Source organism: Variovorax gossypii (assembly GCF_003965815.1).
GTDB lineage: Bacteria > Pseudomonadota > Gammaproteobacteria > Burkholderiales > Burkholderiaceae_C > Variovorax > Variovorax gossypii.
Window position 1 is genome coordinate 1,254,070 of the sequence record NZ_RXOE01000001.1, and the last position, 20,268, is coordinate 1,274,337.

The window sequence follows — 20,268 nt, forward strand, 5'->3', positions numbered from 1 at the left end:
AACCGGTTCGCAGCTATGCGTGTTTGTTCTATCCGGCAGACGGAACACGACCAGTTGAAACAAGCCGCAGTGGCGGACGCTCACCACAATCGCGCGCATGAAGCAGGAAGAACAGATCGCCCTGGTCCGGCGCGCGCTCGCGCTGATCGCGGCCGGCGGCAGCGAGCGCGGCGAGCCGGCAGTGAGCCCGGTGGCGCGGTACCTCGATCCGGCACGCCATGAGCTGGAGGTGGAGCGCATCTTCCGCCGCTATCCGCTGGCGCTGTGTCCTTCGGCCTCGCTCGCGAATGCGGGCGACTCGTTCGCGATCGACGTGGCCGGCATGCCGCTGCTGTTCGTGCGCGGGCATGAGGGCGAAGTCAACGGCTTCGTCAACGCATGCCGCCATCGCGGCGCACGGCTGAAGCCGCCCGGCGCATCGCCGGGCCAGCGTGCGCTGATCTGCCCGTATCACAGCTGGACCTACGGCCTCGACGGCGCCTTGCGCGGCCGTCCCTCGGCCGAAGACTTTCCGCACGCGCCGGCATCGAAATGCAGCCTCGCACGCGTACCGGTCGCGGAGGCGCTGGGTTTCGTCTGGGCCGTTCCGCGCGTGCTGGCCGATGGAGAAAGCCCCGGGCTGGACATCGCCGAGTGGCTCGGCCGCTTCGGCGCCGACCTGCGCTCATGGGGCTACGACGGCTGGGTGCCCTTCCATCAGCGCGCCTTCGACAACGCGGCCAACTGGAAGATCCCCTTCGAGGCCAACCTGGAGACGTATCACTTCCAGTACGCGCACCGCGACAGCATCGCCGGGCTTTTCTACGACAACCTGCTGGTGGCCGACCAGGATCGCCAGCACCAGCGCCTGTTCCTGCCCAAGCGCAGCATCGAGGGGCTGCGCGACGTGCCCGAGCAAGAGTGGCAGGTGGCGCCGCACTCGAACATCATCTACTACTTCTTCCCCGCGACCTTCATCCTGCACGAGGGCGACCACGCCAACGCCTTCACGGTGCTGCCAGAGTCGCCGGGGCGCTCGCGCGTGATCGCGAGCACGCTGATTCCCGAACCGCCGAAAACGGAGAAGTCGGCGAACTACTGGCGCAAGAACATCGAATCGTTCTGGGGTGCGCTGAACGAAGACTTCGCGCTCGGCGTGTCGGCGCAGTCCACGCTCGCGAGCGGCGCGCAGTCGTCGCTGTATTTCGGCGCCACGGAATGCTGCTCGGCGCGCTTCCACGCCGACGTGGAGGCGGCGCTCGCGACGTAGCCAAGGCTCAGGCCGCCGCGGTGCCCGCTTCCGCCATCGCGGCGCGCGCCGTCGGGTTCGGCGTGGGCTCGCCGATCTTGCGCATCGTGTTGCGGTCGGTGTGGCTGAAGGGCTCGGGCTTTCCGAGCACGTCCAGCACCGTCTCGAGTTCGTACGACCAGCTGCCGTCGTCGTGCACCGTCACCTCGATGCTGTAGCGCAGCGTCTTGAACGCATGCTCCAGGAACGGGTTGGCCACGATGCCGTTGGTTTCGCCGCCGCGCACGGCCTCGAGCCTGAAGCTGCGGTCGTCGGCCTTCGCGCGGCCCGTGGCCATGGCGGTGAGCCCGCGCGGGATGGTCAGCGTCTGGATCAGCGCGCCCGTGGCGGGCTCCCAGAGCCAGTAGCCGACCTGGTCGTGGAAGCTCTCGACCTCGTCGGGCTTCACGATGCGCAAGTGGTAGCGCAGGCCGTAGAAGATCTGCGGCCCGTTGGTCTGCGCGTCGATGGGCTGGAATTCCGCATGCTCGATGTAGGCCTCGGCTTCCGGGCCGTCTTCCTTGGGGCTCACGTCGTGGCCTGCCGTGCCGGTCCAGATGCCGGCCAGCGCGGTGAGCGGGCCCAGGTTGGCGAGCGTGTGCGGATCGGGCTCGGGTTCGGTGTAGATGTCGCGCGGGAATTGCGTGGGCTGCTGTTCCATGTTCTTCTCTTCCTCAATGAATCTTCTGGTGCGGGATGCCGAAGTGTCGCTCACCGGCTCACTGGTCGAGGCGGATTCCGACCTTGGCGATGATCGCACCCCACTTGCGGCCTTCGCTGTCGATGAAGGCCTTGAACTCCTCGGGCGAGCCGCCTCCCACCGCCAGCCCCTGGTTGGCCAGCAGCTCGCGCACCGCGGGTTCGCGCAACACGGCATTGACGTCGGCATTGATGCGCTGAACCACATCGTGCGGCGTGCCCGCGGCGGTGAAGAAGCCGTTCCAGGCCAGCGACTCGAATCCCGGGTAGCCCGACTCGGCCACCGTCGGCAGCTCCTTCATGAGATCGGAGCGCTTCGCGCTGGTGACGGCGATGAGCTTCACGCGCTGCCCCTGGATCAGCGGCAGCAGCGCGGGCGCCACGGTGAAGAGCGCCTGCGTGTCGCCGGCCGCGAGCGAAAGCCCGGCGGGCGGCGAGCCCGAGTACGGCACGTGCACCGCCTCGATGTGCGCCACGCTGCGGAACAGCTCCATCGTGAGATGCGAAGAGCTGCCCGCCCCCACCGACGCATAGCTGAACCTGTTGCCGCGCTTCTTCGCCCATTCGACGAACTCCGGCAGCGTGTTCGCCGGGTTGTCTGCCCGCACCGCGAGCACGTTGGGCTGCGACGTGGTGAGCACGATGGGCACCAGGTCGCGCGAAGGCTCGTAGGGCATGCGTGCATACATGTAGGGACCGAAAGCGATCGGCCCGTTGAAGCCGACGCCCAGCGTGTAGCCGTCGTGCGGAGCCTTCGCCACGGCCTCCATGCCGATCAGCCCTCCGGCGCCGGCCTTGGTCTCTATCACCACGGGCTGCTTCCACATCACGCGCAGGCGATCGGCCAGCGTGCGCGCGATCAGGTCGAGCGAACTGCCCGCCGGCGCGGGCACGATCACGCGCACGGGCTTCGACGGCCATGCCTGCGCCCATGCGCCGGCGGCCAGCAGGCTGGCGAGCAGGAAGGTGGCGAGCTGCTTCTTCTTCACTTCGGTCCTTCGATGGCGTGGGGTCGCGGGAAGTTATCACCGAATCCGGCGCTCAGGCCCGCTCTCGCGCGGCCTGCCGCGCCGCGTCGATCTGGGCATGGTTCGCCTCGGCCCAGCGGTCAACGGCGATCAGCGTCCTGCTCAGCGAAAGGCCGATCGGGCTCAGCCTGTACTCGACGTGCGGCGGCACGGTCTGGTGGTCTTCGCGCAGCACCAGCCCGTTGAGCTCGAGATCGCGCAGGGTCTGCGTGAGCATCTTCTGAGAGATGCCGCCCACCTTGCGCAGCAGCTCGTTGTTGCGCTGCGGCTTTCCGCGCAGCAGCGGAATGAGCAGCAGCGCCCACTTGTTGGCGATGAGCTCGAGCACGCGACGCGAGGGGCAGCCGGCGCTCCACACGTCGGCCGGTGCCGTCTCGGCCTGCGTCTCTGCCACAGCCGTTGTCTTCTTCGATGACATGCCTGGATTTCCCATGGTTACCAGAAGGTGCGTACTTGTCGCCCGGTGCCTGGCCCGGAATTATCGGGTTCCTGTTCTTCCCGCAACAACACCAAAGGAGTTTTCATGGGCTGGGTATTCCTGCTGGCGGCCGGTCTCGTCGAGATCGCGATGGCCGCGGCACTCAAGCAATCGGAGGATTGGTCGAAGCTCGTGCCCTCGGCCATCGGCGTGCTGACCGCACTGCTGAGCATCTACCTGCTGGCCAAGGCGCTGCGCTATCTGCCGCTGGGGCCGGCGTACGCGATCTGGACCGGCATCGGTTCGGTGGGCGTGGTGCTGATGGGCGTGCTGTTCTTCGGCGAAGCGCTTTCGCCTGCGCGGCTTGCATGCATCGCGCTGGTGATCGGCGGCACCGTGGGCCTGCGCCTGGTCAACGGCTGATGCGGGAAGGACACAAAATCGTGACCACACGCATCCTGCACATCGAAGCCTCGCCTTCAGCCGCGCGTTCGCGCTCCGCCGAGACGGCGCGTCACTTCCTGCAACAACATCGTGCACTCCACCCCGACGTGGAGATCGAGACGCTGCGCCTCTGGGACCTCGACCTGCCCGCCTTCGACGCCACGATGATCGAGGCCAAGTTCGCGGTGCTTCGCGCCGCCAACGCCACCGAGGAGCAGAAGCGCCACTGGCAGAAGGCCGTGCGGCTGGCGCGCGCCTTCAACGCGGCGGACAAATATGTCTTCAGTCTTCCCATGTGGAACTTCGGCATACCTTACATACTGAAGCACTACATCGATGTTGTTACCTTGCCTGGCGAAAACTGGCTCTGGACGCCCCAGGAAGGCTACAGCGGCCTCCTGCACGGCAAGCGCGCCGCGCTGATCTATTCGAGTGCAGGCGACTATCCGGTGGGCCTTCCGTCCCTCGATAAGGACTTCCAGAAACCATACATGCGCACGTGGCTCGGCTTCCTCGGAATCGACGAAATCCTCGAGATAACGGCGGCGCCGACGCTTGCATCGCCGGAGGCCGTCTCGGCCTCCCTGGCCCGGGCCCGAAATGAAGCCGAAAGGCTTGCAGAGCGGTTCTGATGGGGATTCAGCCTTTAACCATGTCGGCAATGGGCTGATTTTTCGGGGACTTCAAATCGACACGCGGTCGCGGCAATATCCGCATCCCCCGATTCTTGTGTCAACCGATCTGACCTGAGGACTAAGGAGCCTTCCATGTTCGCTACAGCAGAGCGCACCATCAAGACCCCCGGCCCCGAGCACCCGATCACCATCACACCCAACCCGCTGCGCGTGGTGGTGTCGGTCGACGGTTGCGTCATCGCCGATACCCGCGAGGCCCTGACGGTACGCGAAGCCCACTTCGGCACCGTGCACTACTTTCCTCGCAAGGACGTGAAGATGTCGCTTCTGGAACGTACCTCGCACGCAACCTACTGCCCGTACAAGGGCGAGTGCAACTACTACAGCATTCCCGCCGGCGGCGAACGCTCGGTGAATGCCGTATGGACCTACGAGTCGCCGTACGAACCGGTCTCGCAGCTCAAGGACTACGTGGCGTTCTATCCCGATCGCGTGGGTCCGATCGAAGAGCGCGTCTACTGACCACTCGACACGCAGCACGCACATCAACGCAGACAAGCAAAAAGCCGGGCCCCGCTTTCACGGGGCCCGGCTTTTTACTTTTGCTTTCGCGCTATCGCACTATCGCACTATCGCGCCACAACGCTCCAGCCGATTACAGCGGCAATGCGTCGCCGCGTGCGGCGGCACGGGCAGCTGCGCGCACCGTGGAGCGGTCCAGGCCGCTGGCGAGAACCGGTGCGACGCGCGAGGTCACGCCTTCGGCATACGGGTTCTCGCTGTGGGCGGCGGCCACGGCTTCGGCGCGAACGGCGGCGCGGCTGGTCGTGGAAGCAATCAGTTGCACGGGGCCCTGGTTGGCGCCGTCCGCATACGGGTTGCCGCTGCGGGCGGCGACCACGGCCTGGCTGGCAACGTCGGCACGGCTGGTGGCCGAGGTCAGTTGATGCACGCCGTCATAGCTTTCGGCATGAGCGGCACCGGCGGCGGCCAGCAGGGCGATGGAGATGGCGGAGAGGAGCTTCGAGGCGGTCATTTGGATTTCCTTCAATTCAGTTCTTTGCATACGGGATGGTTTCGAACCGGTCTTGGGTGGGGCACCGTCCCTTTCGGGGGCGGCCACCTCGCTCGGGGCCTGTTCATCCAGATCGGCTTGCGGGCTGGTCTGTGAGACGAATTGTGAGCCGCCGGGTAGGTAAAAACCCGCAGCAAAGAGAACCGCGGCGTTCATGCGATGGAAACAATCGCAGCGCCGCAGCGGGCGTGCCCCCTCAGCCCCAGGTCAGCGGGTCGAGGCCCAGATAGAAATCGAGCCGCCCGTCATCGGGCTCGCCGATCTCCAGGGTGTCGAACAGGCTCTTGCGAGCGGCAAGCTCGTCGTCCGGACCGCGCCAACTGTCGCGCGCATTCGCAAGAAAGAGCGAAAGATCGACATACCGGTCGGCCGTGCCGAGACGGCCGAGGTCGATCAGCCCGGTGCAGCGAAGCGTCCGCGGATCGACCATGAAGTTCGGCATGCATGCATCGCCATGGCACACGACGCGGTCGCGCGCCTCCTGTGCCAGGCGCAGCGGCAACTGCACGCGCAGTGCATCGAGCAGAAGCGGCGGCGGAATGTCCTGCTGTTCCGGATCCAGGAACTCCTTGTTGACCGCATTGCGTGCCACCACGTCGCAGGCACGCTCGAACATCGTGGAAAGAGCGCGCGCGAACGGGCAGCTTGCCGCGGGAATCTCGTGCAACAGCCTGAGCCGATGGGCCATGGAGGGCCACGCCTGAAGCAGCTGTCCGGCCGGCAATTCGCTGGCGGGCACGCCGGGAACGGCACTCATGACCAGGCATGCGCCCTCCTGCGACGCATGCCAGTCGAGCACCTTCGCGGACCCCAGGTCGAAAGGCGCTAGCCATTCGGTGCGAAGCCTCTCGCCGGCCAGCGACTCCACGCCATCGGAGCCGCTCACGGACACCTTGGCGAACGCAACCCCATCGCTGCGGCGATAGACGCTGTCTCCCGACTCCCCGAGATTCACCGGGAGCCACTCGATGCCGGCTGGAGGAACAGGAAGAAGATGCCGGGGATCCGGAAGGCCTTGTGTCGACAAATGCATGCGGCGGGTGCGGGCGCAAAGTGTGTTGGGTTGCCCTCGGGAATCTATCCAATCCCGCCCGCCGCGCAGCCAATGCCCCTATCGGCCGGCCTGCGCCACGTTCACCGCGCCCTTCATTCCCGCGTCGTAGTGCCCGGGCTGCAGGCAGCCGAAATCGACCTTGCCGGCCTTCGTGAACTGCCAGACGACCTCGCCCGTCTTGCCCGGCGCCAGCGTCACCATGTTTGGCTCGGCGTGCTCCATTTCCGGGTTCTTCATCATCGCGGCGTAGTGCGACTTCAGTTCCTGCGCAGTGCCGAGCACCAGCTCGTGCTTCAGCTTGCCCGAGTTCCTGACAACGAAGCGCACGGTCTCGCCCTGCTTGACGCTGATGTCGGCCGGCGTGAAGCGCATGCCGTCCGTCATGTCGACTTCGATCGTGCGGGTCGCCTTGGCGGCCACGCCGGGCTTGCCGATCGCGTCGTTGTGCGTGCCAGAGGCCGATGCACCGGTGGCAAGCACGGCGAGCAGCGTTGCGAAGGCGGAGGTGGCGAGGAATGCGTGTTTCATGATGCGATGCTCCTTGGGGTGAATGGCGAATGAAGAAAAAAGCAGACAGACCGACACGCGCCGGATTCTGGAAAGCCCACCCGGCCATCTCCTTTCACGCGGATTACAAGGGCGTAATCCGCAGGCACGCCCGTAAGATGGCGCCCGCCACTTCGGCCCTTGCCTGGAGCGAAGAAGAAAAAGATGTCCCACCCCGTCTACCTTTCCAGCTCGCACCTGCCGCGCATGCCCGAAGGCAGCCGCAACGAATGGCGCGGCTTCTTCGGCCATGGCGGAGAACTGGAGGCCAATGCCTTCTTTCCGCTCTTCTGGCGGGCGCTCTTCGGCGAAGGCGACATCCGCCACGCGCGCTTCATCGACTCGTACGACATCGATGACGAGGACAGCGCCATCGAACGCGAGGAGTACCTCGAAGACTTCGGTGCCGACGCCACCTACCCCTACCTCGTCACCGACAAGACCAGCGCGCTCACGCGACTCGCCGCACGGCGCGAAGCCGTCGTCGCAGCCATCGGCGAACGCTACCGGCCGCTCTACGAAGGCTTCGAAGCCTGGATCGCTCGAGGCTTCGCGGATTACATCCTGCTGCGGACCGAAGGACTGCCCGATGCCGCGGATGCCGAGCCATGGCTGCGCGCCGAGCAGGCGTCCATCGATCGCCTCGACGACAGCAGCCTGATCGGCAACCTCATGTCGGATCTCTCGCGCCACGACTCCGACCCGGTCTGGCGACTGGCCGGCATCGGTGCATCGCCGGACAACCCATGGCCCACGCCGGAACTGAGACGCCTCTTCCCCGACCCGAGGCAACGAAAGCCGCGAAAGGAAGGAAGCACGCAACCGGCGGAAAAGCTCAGGAGCCGGCCCAAGAGCTGGATCGACCCGGTGCTCGAATGGCTGGCCGTCGCGCTGTCGGCAGCCGCGACGCTGGGCACCTATTTCTCCACGCGATCGATGTGGTTGGCACTGCTGGTCTTTCTCTGCGCGGCCTTCGCGCTGGGCTTCGGCATCGTCAAGCTGCGCGGCCCGAGGTCCTGATGGCGGCAAGGGAAACTATCGGGGCCGCTCGCAATTCCAAGCCGCTCAAGGAGCCCATCGACACCATGCGCACACTCGCAGCCAGCACCCTCGTCTTTCTTGTCGCCCTCATGCACGCCGGCAGCGCCTCGGCCCAATCGCTGAGCTGCGGCGGCACGCTCTCCGGCGTGGGCGACTCCAAGTTCTCGGTGGTTCAGAAGTGTGGCGAACCGATGTCGAAGGAATTCGTCTGCGTGCCCCGCCCGCAGGTGGCATGGGTGCTTTCGCCCTACCCCGGCGCACCGGCGCAGCAGGTGGTGACGCAGGCGTGCGTGCCGATGGAAGACTGGGTATACCACCGGGGCCAGGGCAACTTCCTGGGCATCGTGAGGTTCTACAACGGCACCATCGAATCGGTGCGCGACGGGGAAAGGGTGCGGTAGCGGCCGATGAACATCCATATCCGGAACGAAGTTCCCGCGGACGCACCCGCCATCGAAGCGGTGACGGCAGCCGCCTTTCTCGATGCAGAGCATTCGAGCCACACCGAGCAGTTCATCGTCAATGCATTGCGGCGCGCTGGCCAGCTCTCGGTCTCGCTCGTCGCGGAAGATGCCGGGCAGATCGTCGGGCACGTCGCCATTTCCCCTGTGCGCATCTCCGACGGTTCTCTCGGCTGGTACGGGCTCGGTCCGGTGTCGGTTGCACCCGGACATCAGGCTCTCGGCATCGGCAAGCGGCTCGTGAACGAAGCGCTGGCCGCGTTGCGCGACATGGGCGCATCCGGCTGCGTCGTGCTCGGCGACCCGGCCTACTACGGCCGCTTCGGTTTCGCGGCCATGCCTGTGCTGGTCTACCCCGGCGTGCCGGCGCAGTATTTCCAGGCGCTGCTGCTGGCCGGAGCGATGCCGTTCGGCACCGTTTCGTATCACGCGGCCTTCGAAACGACGGCCTGAGCGCTCCGCAGGTTCAGGGCGGCAGCAACAGCGGCCCGCAGTTCTCCTCGGCCACGAACACCGCCACCAGCCTGGCCGGCTTGACCGGATCGGGGTTCTCCGCGAACAGATGCAGCGTGCCCGGCGGCTCGAAGAAGGTTTCGCCTGACTTGTAGTCGCCCACCGGAGTGCCGGCCAGCTGCGAGCGCACCGTGCCATCGAGAATGATGGCGGTCACCGAGCCCGGATGCCGGTGCGCAGGCGAATAGGCCATCGGCGGAAAGTCGACGATCACCGTGGTGACCGACTTGCCCGGCACGTTGGGCAGGGCCTCGCAGGAAATGACCCGGGACGAGGTCTGAGGCCGCGCCGCAGTGGCCGAGCCTTCGGGGGCCGGTGCCGACGAGAACATCGGCCGGCTTACGCTGCTGCAGATGTCGTCGATGAGCCGGAGGGTCGATTGCCTGCCGGCATGCGGCAGCAGCGCCCAGCCCGCCGCAGCGACGGCCAGCGCGGCGAGTCCGGCGCCCGCATGGCGGTGCGCGGGAAAAATCCGGGCATTCATCGCAGGGCTCCCTGCGGCAGCCGCTCGTCCGCACGCCAGCCCAGCACGCGCTTGGCCTTCTCGCTGCTGGCCTCGGCCCCGTCCTCGGCGATGTTGAAGATGCCACCCGGTGAGCGCTGCAGCGCCCGCAAGGCAGCCCGCGCGGCGGCCTCCACATGCAGCGGACTCGGCCCCTTGGGCGTCCCGGTCGACGTGTTCGGCCCGTAGAGCTGTCCGTAGCGCAGCACCGTGGCGGTCATGCCGCGCGCGGCCATCACGCTCCGTTCCAGCGCGGCCACGCCGTCGACGCTGATGCAGCGCGAGCCTTCGGCCTCCGTATCGAGCGGCCACTCTTCCGCGAAGGGCCTGGGCCCCGGTGCGTAGGCCCAGGCGATGCTCTGCGCCACCAACCGCTTCGCACCCGCGGCCTGCGCGGCGGCCACGAGATTGCGCGTGCCTTCGATGCGCACCCGCGCGTTGAGCACGGCCGCCTCGGCCATGCGGGTCGGGTCCAGGTCTCTGGGCAGGTCCGTGAGCTGGTGGATCACGCCCCACGGCGCGATGCGCACCAGCGCGGCATGCAGCGCCTGTGCATCGAACACGTCGACGACGACCGGGTGCACGCCCTGTGCCTCCAGCACCTCCGCGCGGTCCGCACGCCGCGTGCTGCCATGCACGGCGTAGCCCGCCTCGATCAGCATCGGAACCAGCGCGGTGCCGACCGCTCCGGTGGCGCCCGCCAAAAAAACCTTCTCGCTCATTGCGTTTCTTCCTTCCAGGCTGTTGCGAAGGTCGATCATGGATTTACCATGCCCCATCGAAAAGAGCCAAGAATCATGAAAACGACCAGGCCATGACACTCAGGATCGACCGCTCGAAGCCGACGCCGCTGTTCCGCCAGATCTACGAGCGCTACCGCAGCGCCATCGAACAGGGCACGCTGCGCCCCGGAGATCGCGTCGCCTCCGCGCGCAGCCTCGCCGCCGAGCTCGGCGTGGCGCGCGGCACCATCGAAACGGCCTACAACCAGCTGACGGGCGAAGGCTACTTCTCATCACGCGGGCAGGCCGGCACCGTGGTCTCCCCGTCGCTTCCGCTCCATCGGCCCGCTCGGCGCGATGCGCCTCGCCGCGCGGACACCCGCACATCCGGCGACGCGCTTAAGCAGCCGGGAGAGCCGCCGCCGATGCAGCTGGGCATTCCGGCGCTGGACGCCTTCCCGCGCAAACTGTGGTCGCGCCTCGCCGCCCGCCGCGCGCGGGCCATGAACGCGGCCGACATGTTCTACGGCGACCCTTGCGGCTATGCGCCGCTGCGCGAGGCCATCGCGGCCTACCTGCTGGTGTCGCGCGGCGTCTCGTGCCATGCCGCGCAGGTGCTGGTGACGGGCGGCTATCGCGCATCGCTCTCGCTCGTCGCGCGCACGCTGCTGAAGAAGGACGACCGCGTCTGGATCGAGGACCCCGGTTTTCCTCCCACACACGAGGTGCTGCGCGCAGCCGGCCAGCGCGCAGTGCCGGTACCGGTGGACGAAGACGGCCTCGTCGTCGCGCGCGGCTTGCGCAAGGCGCCGAAGGCGCGCATGGCCGTCGTCACGCCTTCCCACCAGGCGCCGCTGGGCGTGTCGATGACGTTAGCGCGCCGCCTGCAGCTGCTCGAATGGGCCACTCGTGCGAACGCGTGGATCGTCGAGGACGACTACGACGGCGAATACCGCTATGCCGGAGCGCCGCTGCCAGCGCTCAAGAGCCTGGACGGCAACGACCGCGTGCTGTACGCGGGCAGCTTCTCGAAGGTACTCTTTCCCGGACTTGCGCTGGGCTACCTGGTCGTGCCCGAATCGCTGCGCGCCCGCTTTGAGGAGGCCGCGCGCATCGGTTCGAACGGCTGCCCGCAGGCCACGCAGGCCGTGGTGGCCGACTTCATGCGCGAGGGGCACTTCCCGCGCCACCTGAAGAAGATGCGCCTGCTCTATGCGCGGCGGCGCGCCATGCTAGCGGCCGGCTTGCTGAAGGCATTCGGCGACGAAGTGCGCATCGACCTGCGCAGCGGCGGCATGCACCTGATCGCGCGCTTCGACAAGCGCCGCGAGAGCGATGCAGAACTCGCCCTGCGCGCGCAGCAGGCCGGGCTGAACTGCCAGCCGCTCTCGGCGCGCGGCGTGGCGGGGCCGGCCGCGCAGGGCCTGCTGATGGGCTTCACCAACATCGCCACCGCCGCCGAGGCGAACAGGCTCGCGGCGAAGCTGCGAGCGGCCTTCGGCTGAGCCTCCTTCAGGCGACTTCGTCGTCGAGAGCCGCGCTGCGGTCCTTGATGCGCGTGACCTGCGACAGCACCGCATCTTCGGCCGTCATGTCCGGCCGCTGGCCCTTGTAGACGGGCTGCTCGAACTTGCCGCCGGCATAGCGGTAGAGGTAGCGCACCTCGACCAGCGTGCCCACCGCGGGCAGCGCCTCGTTGGGCGGCACGGTCACGTTGCCCAGGTCGATCATGGCGCCCGCGTCGTCGCGCAGCCCCACGGCCACCGAGCGCTGTGCGTTGACGCGGATCACCTCGCAGGTCGCGCTCTGGTTGAACTTGAACTTCAGGCTGCTCGTGCTGCGTCCCGCGGAGAAAGGCGCGTCGAGTGCCTTGAGCACGTAGCCCTCGCCATGCGCGGCCAGCAGCTCTGCGGCGCGACGGCGCTTGCCCTCGGCGGTGAGTTCGAGCTCGAGCAGCGCGATCCACGGCATGGACGAGGCCACCGTGCGCAGATGGCCGAAGCGCTCGATGAAGGGCGCGCCGCGCAGGTCCTGGCCTTGGAGTTCGAGCAGGTCGAAGGCCATGAAGGCATCGCCCACGTGCTCGCCGGCGATCACCGTGCGCCCTGCCGCCGCGCCTGCCGTGCCGGTCCAGGCCTGCGGAATGTCCACGAACAACCCGCGCCGGTTGGTGCCGCGTACGGCCTCGCCTTCGATCAGCAGGATGCGGTTCTCGCCGTCCGCCTTTTCCTGCAGGCCCCAGCCCGGGTCGTCGAAGTAGCGCGCGGCCTGTTCCTCGAGGATCAGCGTCGGCAGCTGCGGCAGCTCGCCGCTCACCCGGCCTGCGAGGTCGGTCGAGGTGTAGAGCGCGCCGGACTGGTCGGGCGTGTAGCCCTTCGAGGTCTTTTCCTTGACGACCTTGTCGTAGATCTTCAGCGCGGCCTCGTAGGCGACCGGGCTGCTGGTCTTGGTGCCGGTGGAGAGCGTGCCGCCGCGGCGGCCGTTGCCGTAGTCGACCACCCAGCCGTCGTCCTTCGGGCGCAGATGCACCTGGTAGACCTTGTCCGAGCCCTGGCCCGTGAAGTAGAGAAAGCTCGATCGCTCAGCCTGTTCCATATTCGACACCTGAAGAACCCCCACACGATTGCCGGACCGCGCATGCTACACAGGCGGCGCCGACGCAAACGCCCGCTAAGATGCGCGGCGATACAAGAAAGCAGCACAAGCATCAACCGAAGGCAGGGGAGGCCTCCGCGTGAAGCGCATTCGCTCAGAAAAATTCATCCGCTCGAAGCCCGGCGTGGCAGGCGCCGCCGGCTTCAGCACCGTGGAACTGTTCGCCCTGCCGGAAGCCGCCGGCCACGTGGTGCACGTGAGCACCAGCCGCGACGGGCTGCAGTGGAAGGAGACGGTCCATACCCCGTCGCCGCTGCCGCTCGAAGCAGCCACCGCCGCCTTCGAGCGCGCCGTGGCGGCGCAAATCGCGCAGGGCTATGTGCCCGAGGGCTCCGCCGTCGCTCCTGCCGCGCCCCCCGTGGCCGCCGCCCTCTCCCACCCCGGCGACGCCGTCCTGCTCGCCAGCATCCGCCCCGACGCATGGAGGCTGCTGCCCCCGGTGCGCCGCAGCCGCGTGGTGTGGCGCATCGGCGAACGCCGGCTGGCGGCCGCGGTGCCGCAGCTCGTCGACCACATCGAAACCGGCGAGCCGATGCTCGACTACTGCATCGCCTGGGCCATCGGCCGCTGCGGCGACGGCGGCGCCTTCGAGGCGATGCGCGAACTCTCCCGGCGTGGCCGCACGCCCGTGGTCACCCGCGCCGCGCGCTGGGCCGCGCTCGCCCTCTGGCCCGCCGAACAGCGCGCGGCCGAAGCGGCACGCATCGTCGACGACTGGCCCGCCCCGCTTCGCCGCGCCTGGGCCGCCATGGGCGAAGCGCCCGCCGGGCAGGCCATGCCGATGCTGCGGCAGCACCTGGCCGACCCCGCGCTCTGGAACGGAATGAAGTACGCGGCCTGGGTCGAGCAACTCTTCGACCTCGCGCTGCTCGAAGGCCCCGCGGGCGACGGGCTCGCGCATGCCGCGCTGCTGGAGATCGCGCCGACGCTGCAGCTCGCGGCCGGCAGCTTCCGCGCGTGGCGCCGGCTCTACAAGGGCGCAGAGTTCTCGGGCGACTACGCCCTGCTCGGCGTGCTGCACCAGCGCCTCGAAACGCAGCGCGCGGCCTTCCGCACCGGCGGACGCTGGGCACAGGTCAACGGCCGCTACGTTGAGATCGCGAAGGAAATCGTGCGGCCCGACAGCCGCCTCGCCTACAGCCAGCGCACGCGCGACTACCTGCGCCGCCGCACGTGGCGCAACCTGCGCCGGCTGGCGCTGGCCGGCACGGCCGACGAACCAGACTGGCTGCGGCTCGCCATGGGCGTGCTGCTCGCCGCCGACGACAGCGAAGCCGGCACCGCCGGCCAGCAGCGCGAATCGCGCTGGACGCCCGAGCCCCGCAGCTGGCACACCGGCCCCTACAGCCGCTGGCTGGTGCTGATGCAGCTGCTGCATCGCCACGACTCCGAATGGGAGGCCCAGCGTGGAGGCCTGCAGTGGCGCCGCAGCACGCCGCTGCCCGCGCAGCGGCTGAACCGCACCGAAGCCTGGCCCGAGCGCTGGGACCGACATCCGCAAGCACTGTTGCAGTTGATGCAGCAGGGCCGCTGCGCTGTCGTGCACGCCTTCGCAGCGCGCGCGCTGCAGGACAACAAGCCCTTCTGGGATGCCCTCGAGCCGCCCGCGGTGTGGCGCCTGCTGGCCAGCACCTGGGACGACACCGCGCGCTTCGCGCTCGCCATCGCGCGCCAGCGCATCACGGCGGGCGAGCCCGCCCTGCCCTGGCTGCCCGCGATGCTGGGCTCGCCGCTGGCCGAGGCGCGCACGCTCGCGCTCGAATACATCGGACAGGATCCGGGCCTCTACAGCCAGCAGGTCGACCTGCTGCTGATGCTGCTGACCTCGGCCGATGTCGAAGTGCGCCGCGCCTCGCGCCTGCTGCTGCAGGCCGCCGCCCCGAATCTTTCGACGCTCGATGCGCTGGGCACCGAACTGCTCGCATGGCTGTCCGCCTGCGACGCCACGCAGCCGGCGCTCGACGCCATCTGCGAGAACGTGCAATGGGCGCTGCAGGGTCTGCTGCGCACGGCGGCCGCGAAGGCGCCGCTGAACAGGCTGCTCGCGCTCTTCGATCACGCGAGTCCGGACGTGGTGCGCACGGCCGCCGAGTGGCTGCTGCTGCATCCGGCCTCGGTCCAGGGCCTGCCGGTGAGTGTGCTCACGCGCCTGCTGCAGTCGGACGACGAGCGCCTGCGCGGCGCGGGCGTGCGGCTCTTCACCTCCCTGCCCGATGCCACGCTGGTCATCCAGCCCGAGCTGTTCGCGGCCTTCTGCAGCAGCCCGATGCCGGCCGTGCGCACCGCCGTCGCGCCGCGCCTGGCACAGCTGATTCCCGCTCACCCCGAATTCGCCGCGGCGCTGATGCCGCTGCTGCGCGACGAGCTGTTCCGCTCCGAAGCGGCCGAAGGCGTGTTCGACTCGCTGCTGCAATGGCTGTGCGGCCCGCTGGCCGAGCACACCCGCCGCGGCGATCCTGCCGTCACGCTTCGCCTGCTCGAGGCACGCAGCAAGGGTGCGCAGCGCCTGGGTGCGTGGCTGCTGCCGCAACAGGACGCACAGGGCTTCGACGTGCTGCAGACCGCCAGCCTCGGCCTCGTCGACACCGCCGCCGCGCGCAGCTGGGCCATGGACCAGCTGGCCTCGAACCCCGGGCGCACGCTCTCGAACCTCGGCGATGCGCTGCGCATCTTCGACAGCCGCTGGGACGACGCGCGCGACTGGGCCCGCCAGTGGTTCGGCGCCCAGAGCGGCGCCAGCCAGTGGACGCCCGCGCTGCTGGTCCGCCTGTGCGACCACAAGGACGCGGGCGCACAGCGACTGGGCCGCGAGCTGCTCACCACGCATTTCGACGTGACCGACGTCACCACCTACATGCTGCAGCTCAGCCAGCACCCGTCGGCGGGCATGCAGCTCTTCGTCACCAACTGGCTGGCATCGGCCGCGAGCCGCAATGCGGACGTGCTCGCACGCCTGGAGCCCTACTTCCTGAGCGTGCTGTCGCAGGCCAACCGGGGCCGGCTGGCCAAGGCGCGCGTCATGGAGTTCCTGGCTGCCCAGGCGGCGCACTCGGAAGACATCGCGCGCATCGTGGCGCGCGTGTTCGCGCGGCAGGCCGTCACCGGCGCCATCGCCGAGCGGGCCCAGTACGTGGCCGGGCTGCGCAGCATCCAGGCTCTCTTCCCCGACCTGGAAAACCCGTTGCAGACCGCACCGGTGCGCAGCATCGCGCCGCGCCGCGCCCCTCCCTCCGTCGCCCCCTCGCGAGGGCCCGTCGCATGAGATTCCAGTACCGCTATTTCGGCCATTCGGGCGCGCAGCACACCGCCAACAGCACCGCCCTGCAGTTCGCGCCCGACACGCTGCGCGCGCCGGTGCACTTCGTCGCCGACATCAACCGCCACCTGCCGTTTCGCGAAGGCATGTCCGCGCTGCACGACGTGGTGGTGGGCGACCTGCGCTTCAAGCCGCGCGACAAGAGCGCGTACCTCGAATGGCTGGCCGGGCAGGAAGGCGAGCTGCTTGCGCAGTTCATGGCGCGCAGCGATGCGATCAAGGCGCAGATGGAGCCGATCAGCAAGGAGCTGACCGAACTGCGCAAGAGCAAGCGCGCGGTGATGCAGCCCTTCATGAGCGCGCAGCAGCGCTACTTCGACCACATCTACAAGGTCAACCGCGAAGCCTGGTTCGTGCTCGACCCGGTGATCACGGTGCACCCCGACCGCGTTTTCTTCGAGTGCTTCAGCCAGGACGAGTCGAGCTACGGCATGTTCTCGTGCAGCCACGACATCTTCGACCGGGTGAGCGACCACGCCTTCGGCACCACCAACGTCGACTACTCCGAGTCGCTGTACGACGAGTTCCAGAAGATCCGCAACTACAAGACCACGCGGCTGACCATCGACCCCGGCGGCTTCCAGGTGCAGAGCGACAACGACCCGGCCTTCCACGAGCCGAAGATCGACGTGCCCGACAGCTGGGTGCGCGGCTTCCTGCAGGTCAGCAGCGCGATGCTGCTGCCCGCGCAGCGGCTGCAGCTGCATCCGATGGACATCCACAACATCTGCCTGGTGCTGCGCCGGCGCAAGGAGCGCGCGGGTCCGCGCTCGCTGCGCTTCATACTGCGGCCGGGGCAGCCGGTGCGCATCCTGTTCGAGCCCTGGGGGCACGAGATGGTGTGCCCGCGCTCCACGCACAGCGCCGTCTCCGACACCGACATCCGCGTGTGGGGCCGACGACGCCTGCTGCAGCTCGAGCGCCTCGTGCCGGTGGCCCAGGGCTTCACGGTGCACCTGCTGGGCACCGGCATGCCCAGCTTCTGGGTGGCTCAGTTGCCCGACATGGAATTCACGCTCGGCCTTTCGGGCTGGACCGCCAACGACTGGTCGCGCAACGGCCACTTCGAGCTGCTGCAGCCGCGCCAGACGGTCGACCAGGACAGCCTGCTGCGCGTATTCGCGGCACTGGGCGAACGCTGGCGCGCCACCACCGACGAGCTCGCGGCAGCCACGGGTCTCTCGACGCTCACCGTCGATGCCGCGCTCGGCGGCTACGTGCAGGCCGGCCGCGTGGTGTACGACATCGCGCACGGCGTGTGGCGGCTGCGCGAGCTGAGCCGCGAACCGCTGCCGATGGACAAGCTGCGCTACGCCAGCCCCGAGGAAGAAGCCGCCGCCGAGCTGGTGCGCGCACGCCGCATCACGAACGTGAAGACGCAGGCGCGCTCCGACGGCGGCGTCTCGCTCAGCGGCAAGTGCAAGGGCTCGGCCGGCCAGCGCGAGTACTTCACGAGCCTGCAGCTCGACGCCGACCAGCGCGTGGCCTCGGGCGAATGCCAGTGCAGCCACTTCGTGCGCCACCGCATGACCAAGGGCCCGTGCGAGCACATGCTCGCGCTGCGCCTCTCGGCCGCACCGGCAGTAACGGCCATGACGGAAAAGACAACAAAGACGACAGATCAGGAAAGGACCACCGCCCACATCGGCTGATACACTGCTTTTTGCGAACGGAGCGGGAAGGCTCTTGCAATCCGGTCGGCGTATCGCCGCCCTCGCATACAGCACTTCCCAAGCGTCACTGGACGTCTCTTCACTGTGCCGGATGGCCATGGTGACGCGACAACAGTGCGGCTTCCTCGAAGCTCATCGGCGTCACCATGGCCATCCGGCGTCGAGTGGAGCCCTCCAGTCCCGAGGCTCTTCGACGAGATTCCCGCTTCGTTCGCAATCTTTCTCTTCAAGCAGTGCATCGGCCGGTGGCGCAGCGCCACGACCATGCAGTCTCCCGCCTCCTCTTCATCCTCCATTCCCGACTCGGCGCTCACCCGCGAGGAGCTGTACGAGCGCATCCGCAAGAGCTCCAAGCAGGAAGTCGTCCTCGAGGAAATGCAGCGCCTGGGCTTCTGGCCTCAGGACGCGGCGCGCCCGACGGTCGAGGAACAGCTGATCCGCCGCGAAGGCGAGTTGCAGACGGCGCTCACGAAGCTCGGCGACGAGCTGCGCGGCATCGAGGATCGCGACAGGGCCCTGAAGACCATGCGCAAGGAGCGCATGGCCCGGGCCCGCGAGCGTCGCGAGGAAACCCGTCAGCGCCTCGCGCAGGGCCGCCATGCACGCGCCGTCGCATGGCACGAGCGGCGCCAGCGCGAGCTGCTGTACGTGGGCGACGGCGTGTCGGGCGGACTCAACGACGCGCACAGCGACAGCCAGGCGCTGGCGCGCAATGCCCTGCCCGCGCTCGACCACGCGGGCGATCTCGCGCAGGCCATGGGCATCGGCCTGGGCGAACTGCGCTTCCTGGCATGGCACCGCGAAGTGTCGAGCGTGAGCCACTACCAGCGCTTCACCATGCCCAAGAAGAGCGGCGGCGAGCGTCACATCTCCGCGCCGATGCCGCGCCTGAAGCGCGCGCAGTACTGGGTGCTCGACAACATCCTCGCGAAGATGCCGGTGCACGAGGCGGCGCACGGCTTCCTGCCGGGCCGATCGATCCTCACCAATGCCGCGCCGCACGTGGGCCGCGACGTGGTGATCAACCTCGACCTGAAGGACTTCTTTCCCTCCATCGGCATGCGTCGCGTGCGCGGCGTGTTCCGCCAGCTCGGCTACTCGCCGCAGGTGGCGAGCCTGCTGGCGCTGGTGTGCACCGAGGCGCCGACGGACGAAGTGCAGCTGGACGGCAACCGCTATTTCGTCGCGCGCGGCGAACGCGTGCTGCCGCAGGGCGCCCCCACCAGCCCGATGCTGACCAACCTGCTGTGCCGCCGCCTCGACGCGCGGCTGGCAGCGAGCGCCGCGAAGCTGGGTTTCCGCTACACCCGCTATGCCGACGACCTGACCTTCTCGGCCGGCCCCGAGCACAGCCGCGACACGGCCAGGCTGCTGTGGCGCGTGAAGCAGATCGTGGCCAGCGAAGGCCTCACGGTGCACCCCGACAAGCAGCAGGTGATGCGCAAGCACCGGCAGCAGCACGTGACGGGCATCGTGGTCAACGACAAGCTCTCCGTCGACCGCGACACGCTGCGGCGCTTCCGCGCCGTGTTGCACCAGGCCGAACGCAGCGGCCCGCAGGGGCTGCAATGGAACGGCAACAGCGACGTGATCGGCGCGCTGCGCGGCTATGCGAACTTCATCGCGATGACCGACGCGGCGCGTGGCGAGCCGTACCTGCAGCGCGTTCGCGCGCTGGCAGCGAAGCATGAGGGCAGCCGCGCCTCGACGACGACGACCAGCACGCCCTCGCCGCGCAAGCTCGCCGAGGGCGAATTCCGCAAGCAGTCCGCCGCCGGCAAGGCTCCGTGGCCCGAATGGTGGCAGCCGGCCCAGGCGCCCGCACCGGTGCTCGAGAAGACCGCCGAGCAGATCGCGGAAGAAAAGAAGGCGCAGCGCGAAGCGGCGCGTCCGCAACCGGCCAGGACCGGCCTGGCGCAAGCAACGGCGCGCGCACCCGCACCGGCGCAACCCGCGGCCGGGGAAACCACCCAGCAGACTGCGAAACAGGCACTGGGCGCCCTCTCGCAGATCGGCTGGATCGCCAGCATGATGCTTCAGGCCCTGTACGTCGTCAGCGTCTTCCTCTCGGGAAGCAGCCCGCTGATCTGGCTGCTGACGGGCGGCGTCGCCATCGGCAACTTCGTGCAGCGCAAGTCCGGCTGGCTGCGCTTCATCGTCGCAATCTTCATTTCGTCGGCGCTGGCTTCCCTCGTCCACAGCATGAAGAACTGAGGTCC

General features: G+C 68.3%; 20 protein-coding genes. 11 read left to right on the plus strand and 9 right to left on the minus strand.

Translation table 11 applies throughout. The features are described from left to right. Positions 1–97: 97 nt before the first annotated feature. Entirely contained in the window at positions 98–1,249 is a 1,152-nt protein-coding gene (locus tag EJP69_RS05890) for an aromatic ring-hydroxylating oxygenase subunit alpha (protein ID WP_126469000.1), read from the plus strand. A gap of 7 nt (positions 1,250–1,256) precedes the next feature. Here the strand turns inward: EJP69_RS05890 and EJP69_RS05895 are convergent, their stop codons facing one another. The 3 genes from EJP69_RS05895 to EJP69_RS05905 are packed head-to-tail and all read right to left on the minus strand — an operon-like array spanning position 1,257 to position 3,412. Continuing rightward, entirely contained in the window at positions 1,257–1,928 is a 672-nt protein-coding gene (locus tag EJP69_RS05895; protein ID WP_093305010.1) for an FABP family protein, read from the minus strand. A gap of 58 nt (positions 1,929–1,986) precedes the next feature. After that, complete coding sequence (locus EJP69_RS05900; protein WP_126469002.1) at positions 1,987–2,955, minus strand: Bug family tripartite tricarboxylate transporter substrate binding protein; 969 nt, start codon at positions 2,953–2,955, stop codon at positions 1,987–1,989. A 52-nt stretch (positions 2,956–3,007) separates the two neighbouring features. After that, positions 3,008–3,412: a winged helix-turn-helix transcriptional regulator gene (locus EJP69_RS05905; protein ID WP_126469003.1), complete on the minus strand. Its 405-nt coding sequence runs from the start codon at positions 3,410–3,412 to the stop codon at positions 3,008–3,010. Between the two features lie 105 nt (positions 3,413–3,517). Between EJP69_RS05905 and EJP69_RS05910 the strand changes: the two genes are divergently transcribed. The 3 genes from EJP69_RS05910 to EJP69_RS05920 all read left to right on the plus strand — a co-directional run bounded on the left by EJP69_RS05910 (position 3,518) and on the right by EJP69_RS05920 (position 5,013). Next, positions 3,518–3,835, plus strand: coding sequence for a DMT family transporter (locus tag EJP69_RS05910; protein ID WP_093201830.1), 318 nt, complete (start codon positions 3,518–3,520; stop codon positions 3,833–3,835). 20 nt (positions 3,836–3,855) lie between these two features. Next, on the plus strand, positions 3,856–4,488 hold the full coding sequence (locus tag EJP69_RS05915) for an FMN-dependent NADH-azoreductase (protein ID WP_240652043.1): 633 nt from the start codon (positions 3,856–3,858) through the stop codon (positions 4,486–4,488). Between the two features lie 135 nt (positions 4,489–4,623). Then, positions 4,624–5,013: a DUF427 domain-containing protein gene (locus tag EJP69_RS05920; RefSeq protein ID WP_126469006.1), complete on the plus strand. Its 390-nt coding sequence runs from the start codon at positions 4,624–4,626 to the stop codon at positions 5,011–5,013. Between the two features lie 133 nt (positions 5,014–5,146). On the opposite strand, the gene EJP69_RS05925 is transcribed toward EJP69_RS05920, so the two are convergent. The 3 genes from EJP69_RS05925 to EJP69_RS05935 form a co-directional block, all read right to left on the minus strand. After that, complete coding sequence (locus tag EJP69_RS05925) at positions 5,147–5,527, minus strand: helicase SNF2 (RefSeq protein WP_093305019.1); 381 nt, start codon at positions 5,525–5,527, stop codon at positions 5,147–5,149. 235 nt (positions 5,528–5,762) lie between these two features. Beyond that, positions 5,763–6,599 carry an APH(3'') family aminoglycoside O-phosphotransferase gene (locus EJP69_RS05930; RefSeq protein WP_126469008.1) on the minus strand — a complete coding sequence of 279 codons (837 nt, stop codon included), beginning with the start codon at positions 6,597–6,599 and terminating at the stop codon, positions 5,763–5,765. Positions 6,600–6,677: 78 nt separating this feature from the next. Beyond that, a complete protein-coding gene (locus EJP69_RS05935) occupies positions 6,678–7,148 on the minus strand; it encodes a cupredoxin domain-containing protein (RefSeq protein ID WP_093201842.1) in 471 nt (156 codons plus the stop codon). 183 nt (positions 7,149–7,331) lie between these two features. On the opposite strand from EJP69_RS05935, the gene EJP69_RS05940 reads away from it, so the two are divergent. From EJP69_RS05940 to EJP69_RS05950, 3 genes are all read left to right on the plus strand, one after another. After that, a complete protein-coding gene (locus EJP69_RS05940; RefSeq protein ID WP_126469009.1) occupies positions 7,332–8,186 on the plus strand; it encodes a hypothetical protein in 855 nt (284 codons plus the stop codon). Positions 8,187–8,251: 65 nt separating this feature from the next. After that, positions 8,252–8,608 (plus strand): DUF2845 domain-containing protein, encoded by a 357-nt coding sequence (locus tag EJP69_RS05945; RefSeq protein WP_126469011.1) that lies wholly within the window; start codon positions 8,252–8,254, stop codon positions 8,606–8,608. A gap of 6 nt (positions 8,609–8,614) precedes the next feature. After that, positions 8,615–9,121, plus strand: a complete 507-nt coding sequence (locus tag EJP69_RS05950; protein ID WP_126469012.1) for a GNAT family N-acetyltransferase — start codon at positions 8,615–8,617, stop codon at positions 9,119–9,121. A 13-nt stretch (positions 9,122–9,134) separates the two neighbouring features. Here EJP69_RS05950 and EJP69_RS05955 read toward each other — a convergent pair whose 3' ends face one another. Together EJP69_RS05955 and EJP69_RS05960 are read right to left on the minus strand one after the other, a co-directional pair. Beyond that, a complete protein-coding gene (locus tag EJP69_RS05955) occupies positions 9,135–9,665 on the minus strand; it encodes a cupin domain-containing protein (protein WP_126469014.1) in 531 nt (176 codons plus the stop codon). After that, entirely contained in the window at positions 9,662–10,405 is a 744-nt protein-coding gene (locus tag EJP69_RS05960) for an NAD-dependent epimerase/dehydratase family protein (protein ID WP_126469015.1), read from the minus strand. Before EJP69_RS05960 ends, EJP69_RS05955 begins: the two co-directional genes overlap by 4 nt. A gap of 92 nt (positions 10,406–10,497) precedes the next feature. On the opposite strand from EJP69_RS05960, the gene pdxR reads away from it, so the two are divergent. Then, positions 10,498–11,910, plus strand: coding sequence for a MocR-like pyridoxine biosynthesis transcription factor PdxR (gene pdxR / locus EJP69_RS05965; RefSeq protein WP_126469017.1), 1,413 nt, complete (start codon positions 10,498–10,500; stop codon positions 11,908–11,910). A gap of 7 nt (positions 11,911–11,917) precedes the next feature. Here the strand turns inward: pdxR and EJP69_RS05970 are convergent, their stop codons facing one another. Then, positions 11,918–13,000, minus strand: coding sequence for a DNA ligase (locus tag EJP69_RS05970; RefSeq protein ID WP_126469019.1), 1,083 nt, complete (start codon positions 12,998–13,000; stop codon positions 11,918–11,920). A 139-nt stretch (positions 13,001–13,139) separates the two neighbouring features. Here EJP69_RS05970 and EJP69_RS05975 point away from each other — a divergent pair, with 139 nt between their 5' ends. From EJP69_RS05975 to EJP69_RS05985, 3 genes are all read left to right on the plus strand, one after another. Then, complete coding sequence (locus EJP69_RS05975; RefSeq protein ID WP_126469021.1) at positions 13,140–16,322, plus strand: hypothetical protein; 3,183 nt, start codon at positions 13,140–13,142, stop codon at positions 16,320–16,322. After that, positions 16,319–18,028 (plus strand): SWIM zinc finger family protein, encoded by a 1,710-nt coding sequence (locus EJP69_RS05980; RefSeq protein WP_126469022.1) that lies wholly within the window; start codon positions 16,319–16,321, stop codon positions 18,026–18,028. Before EJP69_RS05975 ends, EJP69_RS05980 begins: the two co-directional genes overlap by 4 nt. A 285-nt stretch (positions 18,029–18,313) precedes the next feature. Next, positions 18,314–20,263, plus strand: coding sequence for a reverse transcriptase family protein (locus tag EJP69_RS05985; protein WP_126469024.1), 1,950 nt, complete (start codon positions 18,314–18,316; stop codon positions 20,261–20,263). Positions 20,264–20,268 lie beyond the last annotated feature (5 nt).

Coding starts and splice junctions, on each gene's coding strand:
- EJP69_RS05980 (WP_126469022.1), top strand. CDS start 16,319: ATGAGATTCCAGTACCGCTATTTCGGCCATTCGGGCGCGCAGCACACC.
- EJP69_RS05950 (WP_126469012.1), top strand. CDS start 8,615: ATGAACATCCATATCCGGAACGAAGTTCCCGCGGACGCACCCGCCATC.
- EJP69_RS05920 (WP_126469006.1), top strand. CDS start 4,624: ATGTTCGCTACAGCAGAGCGCACCATCAAGACCCCCGGCCCCGAGCAC.
- EJP69_RS05945 (WP_126469011.1), top strand. CDS start 8,252: ATGCGCACACTCGCAGCCAGCACCCTCGTCTTTCTTGTCGCCCTCATG.
- EJP69_RS05905 (WP_126469003.1), bottom strand. CDS start 3,412: ATGTCATCGAAGAAGACAACGGCTGTGGCAGAGACGCAGGCCGAGACG.
- EJP69_RS05955 (WP_126469014.1), bottom strand. CDS start 9,665: ATGAATGCCCGGATTTTTCCCGCGCACCGCCATGCGGGCGCCGGACTC.
- EJP69_RS05930 (WP_126469008.1), bottom strand. CDS start 6,599: ATGCATTTGTCGACACAAGGCCTTCCGGATCCCCGGCATCTTCTTCCT.
- EJP69_RS05935 (WP_093201842.1), bottom strand. CDS start 7,148: ATGAAACACGCATTCCTCGCCACCTCCGCCTTCGCAACGCTGCTCGCC.
- EJP69_RS05890 (WP_126469000.1), top strand. CDS start 98: ATGAAGCAGGAAGAACAGATCGCCCTGGTCCGGCGCGCGCTCGCGCTG.
- EJP69_RS05895 (WP_093305010.1), bottom strand. CDS start 1,928: ATGGAACAGCAGCCCACGCAATTCCCGCGCGACATCTACACCGAACCC.
- EJP69_RS05970 (WP_126469019.1), bottom strand. CDS start 13,000: ATGGAACAGGCTGAGCGATCGAGCTTTCTCTACTTCACGGGCCAGGGC.
- pdxR (WP_126469017.1), top strand. CDS start 10,498: ATGACACTCAGGATCGACCGCTCGAAGCCGACGCCGCTGTTCCGCCAG.
- EJP69_RS05960 (WP_126469015.1), bottom strand. CDS start 10,405: ATGAGCGAGAAGGTTTTTTTGGCGGGCGCCACCGGAGCGGTCGGCACC.
- EJP69_RS05940 (WP_126469009.1), top strand. CDS start 7,332: ATGTCCCACCCCGTCTACCTTTCCAGCTCGCACCTGCCGCGCATGCCC.
- EJP69_RS05910 (WP_093201830.1), top strand. CDS start 3,518: ATGGGCTGGGTATTCCTGCTGGCGGCCGGTCTCGTCGAGATCGCGATG.
- EJP69_RS05985 (WP_126469024.1), top strand. CDS start 18,314: ATGCAGTCTCCCGCCTCCTCTTCATCCTCCATTCCCGACTCGGCGCTC.
- EJP69_RS05925 (WP_093305019.1), bottom strand. CDS start 5,527: ATGACCGCCTCGAAGCTCCTCTCCGCCATCTCCATCGCCCTGCTGGCC.